The organism is Calothrix rhizosoleniae SC01, assembly GCF_900185595.1.
In the GTDB taxonomy this organism is placed as follows: Bacteria; Cyanobacteriota; Cyanobacteriia; order Cyanobacteriales; family Nostocaceae; genus Calothrix_A; species Calothrix_A rhizosoleniae.
In genome coordinates this window covers 1-16,608 of the sequence record NZ_FYBH01000008.1, presented here as the reverse complement: position 1 = coordinate 16,608, position 16,608 = coordinate 1, and the positions used below count along the sequence as shown (strand labels likewise).

The window sequence follows — 16,608 nt, the reverse complement described above, 5'->3', positions numbered from 1 at the left end:
AGCAAGGTCAATGAATACATCAAAATATACTGTTTGACGTTCTCAACGAACAACTAAAGAATTAACGTGACTCCAAATTAGTGGTGTCAATGCCTTCAAATCATCAGGTTTCATCATATTCATCCAGTCTTGCTCAGATAATACTTTCTGAATCATCAGCGTATTCACATTTACTTATTACTTATTACTTGTTACTTATTACTTATTACTTATTACTTGCGCGTAGCGTTATATCTCATGTTAAAAGCTCATGGTTAACATAAGTTTTTCTCTTCTAGGCTATTCTCAAAAAATAATGATGAAATTGCCCTATGAAACGTGAAACACTAGCAGAGTTAATTATGAGGACTGTAATTGAGTTTGAGCGACGGGAATTGGAACTACAAAAAATTTCCCTCATGCAAGAGAAGAAAGACGCAAGCAAAGGGAACCAGGATAAGTCTCAAGCTGCTTAGTGCAAGTGCAGCAATTCAACCTTAGTGACTTGATTACCATCTACCACTATTCTTTTAACACATCCTTTCAGTAGATTTTGTTTATCCTGGGGTTCGAGTGAGAGCCAGTACCTGGGATTAGAAAAAGCCTGTACAATCCGTTCTTTGGCAATTAAATATTGCTTTGAGGTATCACTTGTAGTTGCGATCGCATCAGCAATCTGCATCCTCATATCTTCTTTCGCTTTTTCAATGGCTGGATTAGATGGCAATGCTTCTAATGTGTTTAAAGATGCCCGCAGAGTCTTGATTTCCCCAGGCTCCTTGGCAATTGTAACTTCTTGTTCCACCAAGGATGCTAATCGCTCGGCTTCCTTGACTAAATAGTTAATCGTTTGTTCCTCCAATTTATCAGAGGAAATCATTCGCCCATTGTGACAAGCTTTAGTGCGATAAAAGCTACATTGGTAGTGATGGCGAATAAAGCCTTGACGCTTGACTAATTTCTTGCATTGGCGACTATAAGCTGAACCACAGTGGGCACACTTGACTAACCCCGCAAATACATTAGTATATTTTTGTTCTGTTGCCCAACGGTTATTGCGGTTTTCCCTGATTTTGGCTTTGATACATTCATGTTCCTCTCGAGTAATAATTGCTTCATCCTCATGGGTTTTCCATGTCACTTCCCACTCGTCAAAGGGTTTGCGATGTCCTTTGGGACGAACTATGGTGTTATAGGGTGTTCCCCCTGCATAAACGGGATTGACAAGGATGGAGCGCAATCCGGAAACTGACCATTTTAGCCCTGTGTGCGGGTAACGCAGATTTAAGCTGCCACCACGGGATTTATGAATATTTTCTAAGACAATTTCATCTTCTTGTGTGAGGACATTAACTTTAGTATCTTTGGTTTTAGATACTGCATTAGTTTGAATCCCAAACATCTGATGTAGCTGTTTGGCAGTTTGGGATACTGTACCTACTGTCAAAAAGGTATCAAAAACAAACCGCATTAATTCAGCAACTGTCATTTCTTGCTGATTTGCAATTAGACATATACAGGGGCGATGATCCCGTTTATATTTCTCCCCATCCACCACAAAACCTAAAGGTGCGTTCCAATGGGGTTTTTTGTGAGCCTTGCGGGTATCTCGTTCCTTTTTAACTCGCATTCCCAACATTTTAACTTCGTATTTAGCCGCAGCCAAACGTACATCGATGGTAAGTTCACCGCCAATGCTGGACATATCAAATGGCTCATCTAGTGCAGTCGGTTGGATACCTTTTTTCTTTAAAGCATCCATTAACTGATAAAACATCATTGATGATGACGTTAGACGATCAATTCTAATAAAAAGCAACTGGGAGACTTTATGTATTGCGACTGTATTAATGTCATCAATTAGTTGTAATAAACCTTTACGTTTGTCACTGGTGCGGCTTTCCACATCGTAATATATTTTTGTCGCTCCAGCAGTTCGTAAACGCCGCATTTGCTTGATTAATGCGCCTTTATCATCTGCTTGCTCATCAGTTGAAACACGAGCGTAAGCCCAAATCTCCATATACTACACCATAGAAGCGATATAATTATATTACCTGATAGTCAACGCATTATTAGCTTACTGTTCACCGAGCCAGTAGACTTCTTCGTTGGAAACTCCTACGGTAAGTATCTGTGGCGCGATACCAAGATTCCTATGGTTCGTATCGGTTATCCTCTGTTTGACCGTCACCACTTACACCGCTATTCCACACTTGGTTACAAAGGTGGTATCAACCTCCTGAACTGGATTGTTAACACCTTGTTAGATGAGATGGATCGCGTCAGCAACGTTGCTGGTAAGACAGATATCTCCTTTGACTTAATTCGTTAGATTCTTTTGATGAACTAACTCCACGCCAACAAAGGGAAAGGAAAGGCAATAATAAATAAGTAATTATTCATTTTGCCTTTCTTTTTTACCCTTTTCCTTGTGCTTATAGCGCTACGCAGTAATAAGTTTATTATTCACAGGTTTGGGATTTCAACAATAGACCCGTCCTAATTGCTTACTGCTATAGATATGGAAAAAATATTCGTTCATCATAAATTTTGTAAAATATTTACTTGTTTGAAAATGATTTGAGGGAGATACTTAATTCATAAGAGCGAACTCTGCACCCAAGAATATATTTTCAGCTAGTTGAAACCAAAATATTCACTACAAGCGATATTAATCCCACGTTTGAGCTAGAAAGTAACGATGAGCGATCGCAGAGTACGAAAATCTCACAGAAATTTTTAGCAACGGGCGATCAGTAAATTATAAGTTCTGAGTTTTCAATAGGAAATATTGTTGATTCAAATCTCATAAATTATACCGCCATCCAATTCCTAGTTGCCAACTATCAATTACCACTTACCTACCCGCAATTAAGCCATGATCGGTACCCAAGGCAAAATTAATCAGCTGCTCACTGAACCAGGATGTGAACATAATCAAGGGAATCAGGATAAAAAAAATAAATGCAAACAACAGGCTCAACCAGGAGCCGCTCAAGGAGGATGTGCATTTGATGGAGCAATGATTGCTCTTGTTCCCATTACAGATGCAGCCCATTTAGTCCACGGACCGATCGCTTGTTCTGGTAATTCTTGGGGTGGTCGCGGTAGTCTGTCTTCTGGCCCTTTATTATATAAGATGGGATTCACCACGGATTTGACCGAAAACGATATCATTTTTGGTGGTGAGAAGCGTCTCTATAAAGCTATCCAGGAGGTGGCAAATAATTACAATCCTGCTGCTGTATTTGTATATGCTACGTGCGTTACAGCTTTGATTGGTGATGATCTTGATGCTGTTTGTAAGGTGGCTGCGAAAAAAACTGGTTTACCTGTAATTCCAGTGCATTCAGCCGGATTTGTGGGTAGTAAGAACTTAGGGAACCGCATTGGCGGTGAGGCTTTACTAGACCATGTTGTGGGTACGGATGAACCGGAATACACAACACCTTATGATATTAACTTGATTGGTGAGTATAATATTGCCGGGGAAATGTGGAATGTTCTACCCCTATTCAAAAAATTAGGGATTCGCGTTTTGGCAAAAATTACCGGTGATGCACGTTACCAAGAAGTAGCTCAGGCTCACCGTGCCAAACTAAATGTGATGATTTGCTCCAAAGCCCTATTGAATATGGGTAGAAAGATGGAGGAAAAATATGGGATTCCTTATATTGAAGAATCTTTCTACGGTGTAGAAGATGTCAATCGTTGTTTACGCAATATTGCAGAGAAATTAGGCGATATAAATTTACAGTGGCGTACTGAGAAATTAATTGCCGAAGAAACTGCTGATTTAGATACAGCCTTAGCCCCCTACCGCGATCGCCTTAAAGGTAAACGAGTAGTTATCTATACCGGAGGAGTGAAGAGTTGGTCAATTGTGTCTGCTGCTAAAGACTTAGGGATGGAAGTTGTAGCTACCAGTACCAAGAAGAGTACAGAAGAAGATAAAGCTCGTATTAAGCAGTTATTAGGTAAAGATGGTATTACCTTAGAGAAAGGTAATCCCCAAGAAATTCTGCGAATTATCAGTGAGACTAATGCAGATATGCTGATTGCTGGTGGTCGTAACCAGTATACTGCCCTCAAAGCCAGAATTCCGTTCCTAGATATTAACCAAGAACGCCATCACCGCTACGCAGGCTACATTGGCATGATAGAAATGGCAAAGGAATTGGATGAAGCTCTCTACAGCCCCGTATGGGAACAAATTCGTCAATCCGCACCCTGGGGATGAAGAATAGAGGGAAGGAGTGAAGGAGGGAAAGAGGGAAAGAGGGAAGGAGTGAAAGATAAAAAATCTTAACTCCTAACCATCAACCCTCAACCATCACTCCCTCACTCCCTCACTCCCTCACTCCTTCACTCCCCCACTCTCCCACTCCCTCACTCCCTCACTCCCCCACTCCCCCACTCACTCTCCTCAATCTCTGAAGTAAAAACATGGCAATTGTCACGACTCCCAACAAAGCAGTTGTAGTAAATCCTCTCAAACAAAGCCAAGCTTTGGGTGCAACTTTAGCCTTTTTAGGATTAAAAGGAATGATGCCTTTGTTGCATGGTTCTCAAGGTTGTACCGCTTTTGCCAAGGTTATTTTGGTACGTCATTTCCGGGAAGTGATTCCCCTTTCTACTACGGCGATGACGGAAGTTACAACCATTTTGGGTGGTGAAGATAATGTAGAACAGGCAATTCTCACCCTGGTCGAAAAAGTGAAACCAGAGGTGATTGGTTTGTGTACCACTGGACTGACGGAAACCAGAGGGGATGATATGCAAGGGATCCTCAAGGATTTTCGCAAGCAACATCCAGAACTAAATGATTTGCCCATTATACTAGTCTCCGCACCAGATTTTAAAGGTGCATTACAAGATGGGTATGCAGCTGCGGTAGAGAGTATGGTGAAAGAATTACCTCAACCAGGAGATACAAAACCACAACAAATTAATCTTTTAGTCGGTTCAGCATTTACCCCTGGGGATGTGCAACATATTAAAGAGATTATCTCTAGCTTTGGATTAATACCTATTTGCGTGCCAGACTTGTCACTATCAATGGATGGACATCTAGATGATGGTTGGAGTCCCATTACGAATGGTGGTACTACCCTGGAGCAACTACAAAGTATGGGGAGTTCTGCTTTTACCTTAGCTTTGGGTGAAAGTATGCGGGGTGCAGCGGAAATTTTGTTAGAGCAATTTGGTATACCCTATGAGGTGTTTGCAGAACTGACAGGTTTAAAGCCAGTAGATGAATTTATTATGGCATTATCTGATATTAGTGGTCATGCCGTCCCAGAAAGATACAACCGCGATCGCAGACAAGTACAAGATGGGATGTTGGATAGCCATTTCTATTTTGGTCGCAAGCAAATCTCCCTAGCTCTAGAACCAGATTTACTCTGGTCTACAGTTAATTTTCTCCAGTCTATGGGAGCAGAAATTAAGGCTGCTGTTACCACTACTCGTTCACCTTTATTAGAAAAACTACCAGTAGAAACCGTTACCATTGGTGACTTTGAAGACTTTGAAAAGTTAGCCGAGGGTTCCGATTTATTAATTGGTAACTCTCATACCCATGCGATCGCTAAACGTTTAAATATTCCTCTTTATCGCCACGGATTCCCCATATTTGACCGTTTAGGTAATGGTCAAGTTACAAGAGTGGGTTATCAGGGAACCATGCAAATGTTATTTGATATTGGTAACAAATTTTTAGATGCAGAGGAAGCAAAAACCAAACATATTAATGGTGATTTGTAATTTATATTATCTGCAATTAATCGTTATTGACTGCTAATTAGATTTACTAGCCTACAATTATTCAGTATCATCACAACAATGAAAATTGCCTTCACTACGAGCGATAGAGTACATATAAATGCTCATTTTGGATGGGCAAGAGAGATTGATGTTTATGAGGTTTCTCCCGACGGGTATAAGTTCCTAGAAACTCTCAAATTTGATGGGGATTTAAAGCAGGATGGTAACGACGACAAATTAACACCAAAACTTGATGCTATAAATGATTGTACCATTGTTTATGTATCAGCTATTGGTGGTATTGCCGCAGCCCGTCTCATCAAAAAAAAGGTGACTCCAGTCAAGGCGAAATCAGATAGTGATGAAATTATTACTGTCTTAAATAAATTAGTCCAAACTCTTAAGGGTAATCCTCCACCTTGGTTACGCAAAGCTTTGCAAAAAGATAAGGGAAGTTTCTTAGAAGCGGAATTGGAGGATTAATTGATGACTAATACTAATAGTATTAATGGTACAGCCCAAAATGAAGCCGTGAATTCACCATTTCTCAAAGCGATAATTCAACAAATTCGCGGTCAAGATGTTTATGGTGTTTATCGCAATTGGTCTGAGGAGTTAATTCTCAAACCCTACATAGTTAGCAAGAAAAAAAAGCGGGAAATTTCTGTAGAAGGTGAGGTAGATCCAGTCACTGTAGGGCGAATTATGGCTTTTTATCGAGCTGTCGCCGCTTGTATTGAGCAGGAAACTGGTTTACTGTCACAGGTTGTAGTTGATTTAAACCATGAAGGTTTTGGTTGGATATTAGTATTTTCTGGTCGATTATTGCTAGCTAAAAAAGCTATACGTGATGCCCATAGATTTGGCTTTGAATCTTTGGAGAAGGTGACTGAAGAAGGTGAAAAGCTAGTTCAGAAAGGTATTGATTTAGCTAAACGTTTTCCAGAAGTAGGAAAACTCTAATAAAAGTTAGGTGTTAGGAGTTAGTTGTTAGTTGTTAGGTATTAGGAATCAGAATCACTCATGGGTCAAAATACCAAGACCTACCTGTATAACTATTTCAAACCCCTAACTTTACACATATGGTCAATCCAAAATCCAAAATCCAAAATCCAAAATTGTTATGACTCAAGTAGAGCAAACAAATATTGAAGAGCTAAAAACAAAAATCAAGCGACTTAATAGTAAAGCAGGTCAAATGAAAATGGATCTGCATGACTTAGCCGAAGGTCTACCAACAGATTACAAAACCCTGATGGATGTTGCTCAAGCAACATATGACATATATCAACAGTTGGATGATCTAAAGCAACAACTGAAAAAAATGGAGCAGGGAAAATGACTTGGGATATAGATAAATTCCAACAACTTGCGGATGCAGAAGAGTATTTTGCATTCTTTGATATGCCCTACGAGCAAGAAATTGTTAATGTCAATCGCTTACATATATTGAAAAAATTTTCCCAATATATTCAAGAAATTGATGAGAAATATTCTGACTTAAATTTGTCAGATAAATTAATTCATTATCGTGACGCTTTAGAAAAAGCATATCAGGTTTTTATTGAATCAACACCCCACGAACAAAAGTTGTTCAAAGTGTTTCATGATAAGCCGAAAAATGTAGTTACGCTGACAGAAATCAATTCTGATTAGGAGGTAAAAATTGGTTAACCTAACGCCTACCGAGTTAGAACGTTATCGTCGTCAAATTATGCTCCCCAATTTTGGTGAGCTAGCACAGAAGCGATTGAAGTCAGCCACAGTTATGGTGACTGGTGTGGGAGGATTAGGCGGTACGGCTGCGCTCTACCTAGCGGTAGCAGGCGTTGGGCGACTGGTTCTAGTCCGGGGCGGCGACTTGCGACTGGATGACATGAATCGCCAAATTCTGATGACAGATGATTGGGTAGGTAAACCCAGAGTTTTAAAAGCGAAGGAAACTCTGGAAGCTATCAATCCTGATGTCCAGATAGATGCAGTTCATGAGTACATCACTGCTGAAAATGTGGATTCCCTTGTCCAGTCTGCCGATATGGCTTTAGATTGTGCCCACAATTTCGATGAGCGCAACTTATTAAATGAGGCTTGCGTGCGTTGGCGTAAGCCAATGGTAGAAGCAGCAATGGATGGGATGGAGGCTTACCTGACTACAATTATTCCGGGTGTAACTCCTTGCTTGTCTTGTCTATTTCCAGAAAAACCTGATTGGGATCAACGGGGTTTTTCCGTATTGGGTGCAGTGTCTGGGACATTAGCTTGTTTAACAGCAATGGAAGCAATAAAACTAATTACTGGTTTTAGTCAGCCCTTGTTGTCCCAACTGTTGACAATCGATTTGGCACGGATGGAATTTGCTAAACGCCGTTCTCACCGCGATCGCTCTTGTCCGGTTTGTGGTAATAATGCTCCCTGGCGATATTCTCAATCGAATTCCATGGAAACAACTAGCAATTGTTCTCAATAGTTCTGGAATTAGCTTAAGCCTCGTTTGTCTTAGCTATTGCTAGTAAACTGCTAATTATTTTTGCTTTTCCATGAACCCAAAACTTACCCAAAGATTGATTTTTTGTCACAAGTGAGTAAGTTCCATAACCATCACAAACAACCAACCTTTTCCTCATACCATTTTGGATTTTAGATTTTAGATTTCCCTCTTGGAGGGATACAGAGGGGTTGGATTTGGAGATTGCTACCAAATCAGTCTTTCAACTTTCCATCTGTCTTCATCATTTTTCAAATTGGTATTAATGTTCATCATCCCAAAGATTCAGGAGGTCGAATGACTGTTACTTTAACAGAAAAAGCAGAATTTCAGCTACAAGCATTTCTAGGGAATTCTGCTACCAATACTAATGGCAAAACTAAAGGTATCCGCATCTCTGTTAAAGATGGTGGTTGCAGTGGCTATGAGTATGGCATGGATATTACTAGTACACCACAGCCAGATGATTTGGTGATTGAGCAAGGTAAGGTGACACTTTATATTGATGCCAAAAGTGCCACCGTACTAGAAGGAGTGGTGATTGATTTTGTTGATGGTGTGATGGATAGCGGCTTTAAATTTACCAATCCCAACGCTACTGATACTTGCAGTTGTGGCAAATCATTTAAAACCAGTGACTGTAATTCCCCAGGCGTACCTTGCAACTAAGGTTAGTAGTGCAAGTTGCATTTACCAATCTCAAAGCTATTAGCTTTATCCAGCCTAACTCTATTAAGTTTGAGGAGAATCGGAAAATGGCAACTTATCAAGTCAGACTCATCAGTAAAAAAGAGAATCTCGACACTACCATTGAGGTAGATGAAGAGACCAATATTTTAGAAGCAGCAGAAGACCTAGGTATTGATCTACCTTCTTCTTGTCGTTCTGGTTCTTGCTCTAGTTGTGTTGGGAAGATTGTTGAAGGCGAAGTTAATCAAGATGACCAAAACTTCCTAGATGATGAGCAGGTAGAAAAAGGATTTGCTTTACTTTGTGTTACTTATCCACGCTCTAATTGCACAATTAAAACCCATCAAGAAGCTTATCTCGTCTAATTTTTTATTTCTGCCCTTAGCCAATAGCACTGAAGTCGTAGCTGGTAATTAATCAGTTACGACTTTTTTTATTTCTTAATCAGTATTTACTATTAAATTACAATAGCTGAATTTGTATAAAAAAACTTGTTTTATTCAACAGCAACCATAACCTCACTGGCTTTCATTACGGCATAAACTTCTTTACCGATGGTCAAATGTAAATTATCGGCTGAAGATTTTGTAATTACTGAGACTACTTCTATACCAGGAGCAATTTCTATTGTTATTTCTGTACTGACAACTCCAGGAATAATTTTTGTTATTTTACCTTTGAGATTATTGCGAGCACTAATTTTCATATATTATTTTGTCAGTTTGGCATTGTGTATGCTTAAAATCCTAGCAATATCAGATAATATGAATGAATTTCTTCAGGTTTTGTTCAGGATTAAGCAACAAAACCCAACATTATCAATATGATTGTTGGGTTTCACTATCTTCAATCCAACCTAGGCCATATTTAGCTTTCATCCTTAAATAAACGGTATTTAATTATAAATCCTGAAACCCTGATTATTCCATTCGCCTTAGATATTTATACGGAGAGAGTTTATTGTTGCTTTAATTAATTAATATGGTAATTTAAAGTGAATTCATTAATCAGTTTAACTACTGATTAATAAAAGAGGCTATAACTTGAATTAAGGAATTATACAGTTGATTCAATTTTAAAAAAGTCTATAACATATGCACCTGAAAAAATTATCTATAGCAGCCGCGATCGCAGTAACTACAACCGTCGGTAATGTTGGTTTAAACACTGACAAAGCAGCAGCAGTTAATTTTATATCTGAACAAACCCATATCAACTTTGATGAAAATGTTGGTGTTGGTAGGAATCCTCTAAAGCGAAAAAGAGACAATCCCGGACCTAAACTAGACTATCTTTGGGCTGACTATGGTTTAAATATGGATTCTAGTAAGAAAGAATTATGGTTGTATAACAGTAGCTGTGACCCCAATAAATCATTTGAAAATGGGGGGTGTGCTGGTGGTGATGAAGATTTAGCCACAGGTGAAGGTGAATATGACGGGTATACCTATAATTCAGAGGCTCAGGGTCAAGTTCTAATTATTCAAGAAAATAGGAGTAACGAAGCAGATGATTTTGGAGGTGGTGGCACAATCACTTTTGATTTCACTGATGAGTTGGGAGTCGATTTTCATGATATTGGTTTGCTAGATTTCGACGATCCTGGTAAACCAACATTTAAGTTCACTTTTCTTAATGGCACTTTTGAAGAATTAAGTTTTGGGGAGGATGCGGATGAAAATGACGATCGCGTTACTCTTTTAAGTACAGATGGGGATGGTAATGCACTCAAAGGAGATAACTCCTTGAGAAAGTATGATTTCAATTTTGAGAATGTGAAAAAATTAGAAATCACCCTACCTGGAAGTGGTGCTGTTACCCATTTGAACTATACCCGCAAACGTCGCGTACCTGAACCTACTTCTGCTTTGGGTTTATTAGTTGGCGCTTTCGGCATGGTTTCTGTTGTCAGAAAGAGGCAGGGAGCAGGGAGCAGGGAGCAGGGAGCAGGGGAAAGAATTTAAAGATTAATTATTTGTATCAGATTTTTCGTGAATGGATTGTTAATTCCTCTGCAATCACACAGATTCAATTGTTTTTAATTTATTTATCAAATTCTTACCCTCTTCCCCTCAGGGCGGGGAAACCCCGCCCCTACTCCTTCACTCCTTCCCTCCTTCACTCCTTCTCTCTTCCCCCTGCTCCTTTTCCTCTTCATTCTCACCCTAGTGTATATACTTAAGGTATAGATACTTTTAATATGTATTTGGGTGGATTGTGAGAAATTCTAAACTAATCGCCTTATTTTTAAGCTTATCTCTAGCTGCAACACCTCAACTAGCATCTGCCCAAACCCCTGTTAAGGAGCTATTTCAACAAGGCAATGCAGCCCAAAATGCAGGGAAATACTCACAAGCTGAAGTAATTTGGCGTAGATTATTGCAAATTGAACCAAAAAATGCTAATGCTTACGTTGGTCTAGGGAATGCACTGTATTACCTAAATAAACTAGAGAAAGCTCTTGCCGCATATCAAACAGCTATTCAAATTGAACCGAAAAATGCTTATGCCTACAATGGTTTGGGCTGGGTGCTGTTTGCCCAAAAGAAACCCAATGAAGCGATCACTGCATTCCAAACAGCTATCCAACTAGACCCCAGATATGCGAATAACTATGATGGACTAGGCACAACATTATCCGAACAGGGCAAGCTGAATGAAGCGATCGCTGCATATCAAAAAGCTATCCAAATAGATCCTAAATATGCCAGAGCATACTACAATCTGGGGATTGCGCTGTATGACCAGAAGAAACTAGAACAAGCGATCGCCGCCTACAAAAAAGCCATCCAACTCAACCCCAACTATGCTACTGCTTACAACAATCTGGGGATTGCGCTGGGAAAGCAGAAGAAACTAGAACAAGCGATCGCTGCCTACAAAAAAGCCATCCAACTCAACCCCAACTATGCTATTGCTTACAACAATCTGGGGACTGCGCTGGGAAACCAGGGAAAACCAGAACAAGCGATCGCCGCCTTCCAAAAAGCGATCCAACTCAACCCCAAGGATGCTAATGCTTACTACAATCTGGGAGTTGTGCTGGGAAAGCAGAAGAAAGTAGAACAAGCGATCGCTGCCTACAAAAAAGCCATCCAACTCAACCCCAACTATGCTACTGCTTACTACAATATGGGGGTTGCGCTGTATGACCAGAAGAAACTAGAACAAGCGATCGCTGCTTTCCGAAAAGCCATCCAACTCAACCCCAAGGATGCTGATACTTACATCTATCTGGGGAATGTTCTATCTGACCAGAAGAAACTAGAACAAGCGATCGCTGCCTACAACAAAGCCATCCAACTCAACCCCAAATTGGCTGGTGCTTACAGCAATCTGGGTCTTGCGCTGAGAAACCAAGGGAAACTAGAACAAGCGATCCAAAAATATCGATATGCTCTGAGTTTACCAGATGATAAAACTGGAACTCCCACAACTGTCCATACCTTAGCTCACAATGGTTTAGGTTTAGTCTTACAGCAACAAGGAAAGCTCAAAGAAGCGATTACTGAATTTAAGCAAGCAATTGCCTTAGACAAAAATTATGTAACAGCCCAAAACAATCTCAAGGAAGCAAAACGATTGTTGGCATTACGACGCAATCCACCCCCAGCAAGAGTAGATGATCGCCAATGGTTGCCTAATCCCAAAGATGAACCTTTAGTTGGTGTGTTGCGTTCTGTGGTGCGAATTGTTGCGGAAATTCCCACTGGTAATAATATTGGTGCTGGTTGGGTAGTCAAACGGGAGGGAAACACAGCCTGGATTATCACCAATCGCCATGTAGTCACCGATGCACAACGCACACAACGCCGCAGCGAAAAAATTGAATTGGAATTTTTTAGCGAACCGCCCCCTGGCAAGTTTCCTCCGCGCTACAAAGCTCAAATTGTGAAAATTACAGATGCCAATGACCCCATAGATTTAGCTTTACTAAAAGTTACAGGCATCCCCAAAGATATCCAACCCTTGACAATGTATTCTGGAATTGTACCCCGTACTACTGAAGTCATTGTCATTGGTCATCCTAGTAATGGCGCTGACTGGACTACCGAATCTGGCAGGGTTAGCAATGTCATATCCCAAGAAAACAAACTGCAAATCACAGCCACCCTTGCAGAAGGTAATTCTGGAGGACCAGTGATTGATCGAGAGAAACAGCAAGTTGTTGGTATTTTAGTGTCTATTAAAGATCCTGATCTGAAACGAAAGGATGAAAATAAAAATAAGGATGAACCTGATAAATCTTCCTCTAACACAGGTGATTTTGGTTTTGCCTATTACATGGATGTAGTCGTGAAAAAACTGCGGATATGGGGAATCCGGTAATTATGAAATATCAATTTCTATACACAAGTTTATTTCTGTTCAGCCTTAGTACACTTCCAGCCCAAGCTTGTCCTACCGGTAATCCTCGAACAACTACCTATATGCGCCGGGAGAATAACCGGTGTGAAGGTATTCAAAGCAGGAATGTTGTCAGTGGCATTAACTTAATTTCCATTGCAACTCGTGGTATCACCAGCTATCCCAATTTCCTCACTTTGCAAATTCCTCGCCTAGGTAATACCAACCCAGACATAAAAGTCCAATCCTTGAGTAAAAATTATCTATTAGATCAACTCTCTTTGCGACGAAGGCGAAATCGCTTTAGTTTTAAGTTAAAATCCCATGTTTTAAAGAAAGCTAATGTTCCCCCCCAGAGTCTCCGCGCCCTAGCTGAAGTTAACGCAGTTTATCTCCCTGTAACTATTGGGCGTACCTCTGGAAAATATGAATTTGTTTTTTATAGTTCTCGTCGGTCGAAGTTCTCTACTTTTGAAATTTTGCGTAACGGTAAAGTTGTCCACAGTAGCCCACGTAAATATGCCAGACGTGGTGAAACAATCTTTACTTGGAATGGCAAACAAGCTCGTCGGGGTCGCTATCAAATCCATGTCATAGCTGAACAAGAAAGAATTGGCAGACCAGCAGAAAAATTTAGACGGCGTTATTATTTTCAACATAATCCTAACTGGCTGAAATAAATTATGGCACGGAGACAAAAGACTAGCTGGTTGCTGCGACATATGAGTCGTTTGAGAACTTCGTTTATAGATAAGATTTTCAGACCTGTAAAAAAATATTTAGCAGGCAACAAGCTAGTCGTTTTTGTGCTACTTTTACTTATCACCTTTACTGTTATCAGTCTTGCTGCCCTGGTTCCTGGGATTCATGTATTTGAAGGTAATCTGATAGTAGAAGAAATGAGTTTTACCTATGCCGAGCAGCAACCTAAACTTTTTCTCCAAACAATCAGGCATATCAGTAATCTAGAAAGTCAAGGTATTCAAGCATTAACTTTCACAGGCAAATTTACTAGCCCATCCGCACCACAACTTAATCAGTTAGATACCCTGACAATTGAACTAACTGATAGCACAAGTAGATTCATTATCATTCCAGTCAATTCCCCGGAAACTAGTGAAATAGATATTAATGAACTCAGGCTACAACCCAATACAAAAGTTATGGGACTGAGTTACGATTCTTACCGTAAGAGACTAGCTTTTTCTCTACAACCCCAACCTACACCAGAGTTAGGTAATCGAGAGAATATTTTTAAAATTTATTTAGGAGAACAGCCACTGAAAATTTTTTTAGAAGGTTATAAATTACCAGGTGTAAATTTACCAGAGAATCCAGATGAGCAAGCACAATTAGAGTTGAATGTAAATCCTGATAATAAAGAATTAAATTTAAAAATTACTCAAGATAATACTATTTCTCTTACTGTATCTAAACCACCTGAAGAAAATGAGCAGCAATGGTTTCATGGCAGAATTGCTACTAAAGATGTAAAATTTCAACGTTTATTAAGAAGTGGTGATATTAGAGACGATTTGGCTATTTCTACCATTCTTGAAGGCAAAGTTCGCATGGCAGAGCAGGAAAGAGAAATTCAAAAAAATCAATTCCTCATGTCAGAAAAACCTGATGTTCCTTTAAACATTGAATTAATCCGCCATCTGCAAATTGTCCCCAAAAAAGGTTTAGAAGTTCGTTTTTCTGGTAAAACTCAACAACTGAAAATAGGGCTAGATAAAGATTTTCCAGTTTCTACTATTCAAGGTAGTCAGTTAGATGGCATTTTACCTCGTGATGCGATTATTGCGATCTTCTCTTTCGCCGCAGGTACGATTACTTCTTTGTTGTCTTATGTGATTGAGAATGTCTCAAAATCAACCTCAAACTAGGGGTAAGCAGTAAGGTGGGCAGTGCCCACCCTACGAATAATAAGGGTTAAAGGCGATAATTCTCGCAATAATCATACGGACATTGTTGAAGTCCCAAACCTATAAACAATAAATTTATACCAATTCAAATAATGTTTGCAACATATAAATTATTCGTAAGGGCACGGCACCAGTAAGATACTTTTATATATTGAAAGATTGTAGATGCCGTGCCCCTACCCATCTGTCCCATTCTTTTTCAAAATGGTGTTATTACTTATTACTTATTACTTAATTTTCTATTCTGCTAAATCTTGAAACATGGGAGTACTCAGGTAACGTTCCCCAAAGGAAGGCTGAATCATGACGATTAAAAGACCTTTATTTTCTGGACGTTTTCCTACCTGTATGGCTGCACCTAAGGCTGCACCAGAGGATATACCAGATAATAACCCTTCTTCCTTCGCTAAACGCCTACCTAAAGCCATAGCCTCTTCATCTTTGACTGTCACCACCTCGTCAATTAAATCTGTACGCAGAACTTCCGGTACAAATCCGGCTCCAATTCCTTGGATTTTATGGGGCCCAGGCTCACCACCTGATAGGATAGGACTATTGCTTGGTTCTACTGCGATCGCTTTTAATGTTTGTTTACGTTTTTTAATAACTTCCGCAATTCCGGTAATCGTACCACCAGTACCCACCCCAGATACCACAATATCAACCTTTCCATCGGTATCTGTCCAAATTTCCTCGGCAGTAGTTTCTCGATGAATTTGGGGATTAGCAGGATTGCGGAACTGTTGCAACATATATGCATTAGCTGTACTCCCTGCTATTTCTTCAGCCTTGCTAATTGCTCCCTTCATTCCCTGGCTTCCTGGTGTTAACTCCAACCTAGCACCATAAGCACGCAACATAGCACGGCGTTCCATACTCATGGTTTCTGGCATGGTTAAAATTAAACTGTAGCCTTTAGCTGCGGCTACCATTGCTAAAGCAATACCAGTATTACCCGAAGTTGGTTCCACTAAGATAGTTTTTCCTGGCTGAATCAAACCCGATTTTTCCGCCTCCAGTACCATATTCACCCCAATTCTGTCTTTGACTGAAGCTGCTGGGTTCATTCCTTCCAGTTTAACTACAATATCGGCAACACATCCCTCTGACTGGGGGATTTTATTTAGTTTAACTAAAGGAGTTCTTCCAATTAGTTCTGTAACATTAGCAGCTATTTGCATCAGCCAACTCCTAAAAATATCTATGGAATTTTTTTTGACAGAATATGCTTCTGGATAATTTTTTATTTTACAGGAATATATTTACTTATCTATTGTGAATAGTAATAATATCTCCAAAATAAATATAAATATATGTTCCCTTACAACTAATTATTGATAAACATTAAATTCTGTATCTATAAATTCACAATTATAGCGATCGCAGGTTTTTTAAAGTTATACCAATATA

At 39.7% G+C, this 16,608-nt stretch carries 18 protein-coding genes and 2 pseudogenes; 15 read left to right on the top strand and 5 right to left on the bottom strand.

The window, feature by feature from the left end; all coding sequences use genetic code 11:
• Positions 1–42: 42 nt before the first annotated feature.
• Positions 43–174, bottom strand: a pseudogene (locus CALSC_RS25680) (Tn3 family transposase); the annotation flags it as partial.
• A gap of 137 nt (positions 175–311) precedes the next feature.
• Between CALSC_RS25680 and CALSC_RS26870 the strand changes: the two are divergent.
• Entirely contained in the window at positions 312–455 is a 144-nt protein-coding gene (locus tag CALSC_RS26870) for a hypothetical protein (protein WP_200817516.1), read from the top strand.
• Here CALSC_RS26870 and xisF read toward each other — a convergent pair.
• The gene (gene xisF, locus CALSC_RS00370) at positions 452–2,002 is read right to left on the bottom strand and encodes a fdxN element excision recombinase XisF (protein ID WP_088239461.1); all 1,551 of its coding nucleotides are present in this window, start codon (positions 2,000–2,002) and stop codon (positions 452–454) included. The genes CALSC_RS26870 and xisF overlap by 4 nt on opposite strands.
• Between xisF and CALSC_RS00365 the strand changes: the two are divergent.
• From CALSC_RS00365 to CALSC_RS00330, 8 genes and pseudogenes are all read left to right on the top strand, one after another.
• Positions 1,997–2,314: pseudogene (locus CALSC_RS00365) on the top strand (nitrogenase component 1); the annotation flags it as partial. The gene xisF and the pseudogene CALSC_RS00365 sit on opposite strands and share 6 nt — an antisense overlap.
• A gap of 546 nt (positions 2,315–2,860) precedes the next feature.
• A complete protein-coding gene (nifE, locus tag CALSC_RS00360) occupies positions 2,861–4,222 on the top strand; it encodes a nitrogenase iron-molybdenum cofactor biosynthesis protein NifE (protein ID WP_088239460.1) in 1,362 nt (453 codons plus the stop codon).
• Positions 4,223–4,428: 206 nt separating this feature from the next.
• Entirely contained in the window at positions 4,429–5,748 is a 1,320-nt protein-coding gene (gene nifN, locus CALSC_RS00355) for a nitrogenase iron-molybdenum cofactor biosynthesis protein NifN (RefSeq protein ID WP_088239459.1), read from the top strand.
• A 78-nt stretch (positions 5,749–5,826) separates the two neighbouring features.
• Positions 5,827–6,231, top strand: coding sequence for a nitrogen fixation protein NifX (gene nifX / locus CALSC_RS00350; RefSeq protein WP_088239458.1), 405 nt, complete (start codon positions 5,827–5,829; stop codon positions 6,229–6,231).
• 3 nt (positions 6,232–6,234) lie between these two features.
• Entirely contained in the window at positions 6,235–6,711 is a 477-nt protein-coding gene (locus CALSC_RS00345; RefSeq protein ID WP_088239457.1) for a NifX-associated nitrogen fixation protein, read from the top strand.
• Between the two features lie 160 nt (positions 6,712–6,871).
• Entirely contained in the window at positions 6,872–7,090 is a 219-nt protein-coding gene (locus CALSC_RS00340; protein ID WP_088239456.1) for a CCE_0567 family metalloprotein, read from the top strand.
• Positions 7,087–7,404 carry a nitrogenase-stabilizing/protective protein NifW gene (gene nifW, locus CALSC_RS00335; protein WP_088239455.1) on the top strand — a complete coding sequence of 106 codons (318 nt, stop codon included), beginning with the start codon at positions 7,087–7,089 and terminating at the stop codon, positions 7,402–7,404. Before CALSC_RS00340 ends, nifW begins: the two co-directional genes overlap by 4 nt.
• A 10-nt stretch (positions 7,405–7,414) precedes the next feature.
• Positions 7,415–8,215: a HesA/MoeB/ThiF family protein gene (locus CALSC_RS00330; protein WP_088239454.1), complete on the top strand. Its 801-nt coding sequence runs from the start codon at positions 7,415–7,417 to the stop codon at positions 8,213–8,215.
• Positions 8,216–8,228: 13 nt separating this feature from the next.
• On the opposite strand, the gene CALSC_RS26180 is transcribed toward CALSC_RS00330, so the two are convergent.
• Complete coding sequence (locus CALSC_RS26180; protein WP_159460543.1) at positions 8,229–8,372, bottom strand: hypothetical protein; 144 nt, start codon at positions 8,370–8,372, stop codon at positions 8,229–8,231.
• A 158-nt stretch (positions 8,373–8,530) separates the two neighbouring features.
• On the opposite strand from CALSC_RS26180, the gene CALSC_RS00320 reads away from it, so the two are divergent.
• Together CALSC_RS00320 and CALSC_RS00315 are read left to right on the top strand one after the other, a co-directional pair.
• Entirely contained in the window at positions 8,531–8,902 is a 372-nt protein-coding gene (locus CALSC_RS00320; protein WP_088239463.1) for a HesB/IscA family protein, read from the top strand.
• 86 nt (positions 8,903–8,988) lie between these two features.
• The gene (locus CALSC_RS00315; protein ID WP_088239462.1) at positions 8,989–9,288 is read left to right on the top strand and encodes a 2Fe-2S iron-sulfur cluster-binding protein; all 300 of its coding nucleotides are present in this window, start codon (positions 8,989–8,991) and stop codon (positions 9,286–9,288) included.
• A 131-nt stretch (positions 9,289–9,419) separates the two neighbouring features.
• Here the strand turns inward: CALSC_RS00315 and CALSC_RS00310 are convergent, their stop codons facing one another.
• Positions 9,420–9,629 carry a TOBE domain-containing protein gene (locus CALSC_RS00310; RefSeq protein WP_088239452.1) on the bottom strand — a complete coding sequence of 70 codons (210 nt, stop codon included), beginning with the start codon at positions 9,627–9,629 and terminating at the stop codon, positions 9,420–9,422.
• Between the two features lie 388 nt (positions 9,630–10,017).
• On the opposite strand from CALSC_RS00310, the gene CALSC_RS00305 reads away from it, so the two are divergent.
• The 4 genes from CALSC_RS00305 to CALSC_RS00290 all read left to right on the top strand — a co-directional run bounded on the left by CALSC_RS00305 (position 10,018) and on the right by CALSC_RS00290 (position 15,159).
• Positions 10,018–10,887 (top strand): PEP-CTERM sorting domain-containing protein, encoded by an 870-nt coding sequence (locus tag CALSC_RS00305; RefSeq protein ID WP_088239451.1) that lies wholly within the window; start codon positions 10,018–10,020, stop codon positions 10,885–10,887.
• Positions 10,888–11,140: 253 nt separating this feature from the next.
• Positions 11,141–13,252: a serine protease gene (locus CALSC_RS00300; protein WP_088239450.1), complete on the top strand. Its 2,112-nt coding sequence runs from the start codon at positions 11,141–11,143 to the stop codon at positions 13,250–13,252.
• A 2-nt stretch (positions 13,253–13,254) separates the two neighbouring features.
• Complete coding sequence (locus CALSC_RS00295) at positions 13,255–13,950, top strand: hypothetical protein (protein WP_088239449.1); 696 nt, start codon at positions 13,255–13,257, stop codon at positions 13,948–13,950.
• 3 nt (positions 13,951–13,953) lie between these two features.
• The gene (locus CALSC_RS00290; protein WP_088239448.1) at positions 13,954–15,159 is read left to right on the top strand and encodes a hypothetical protein; all 1,206 of its coding nucleotides are present in this window, start codon (positions 13,954–13,956) and stop codon (positions 15,157–15,159) included.
• Between the two features lie 278 nt (positions 15,160–15,437).
• Here the strand turns inward: CALSC_RS00290 and cysK are convergent, their stop codons facing one another.
• Complete coding sequence (gene cysK, locus CALSC_RS00285) at positions 15,438–16,379, bottom strand: cysteine synthase A (RefSeq protein WP_088239447.1); 942 nt, start codon at positions 16,377–16,379, stop codon at positions 15,438–15,440.
• Between the last annotated feature and the right edge of the window lie 229 nt (positions 16,380–16,608).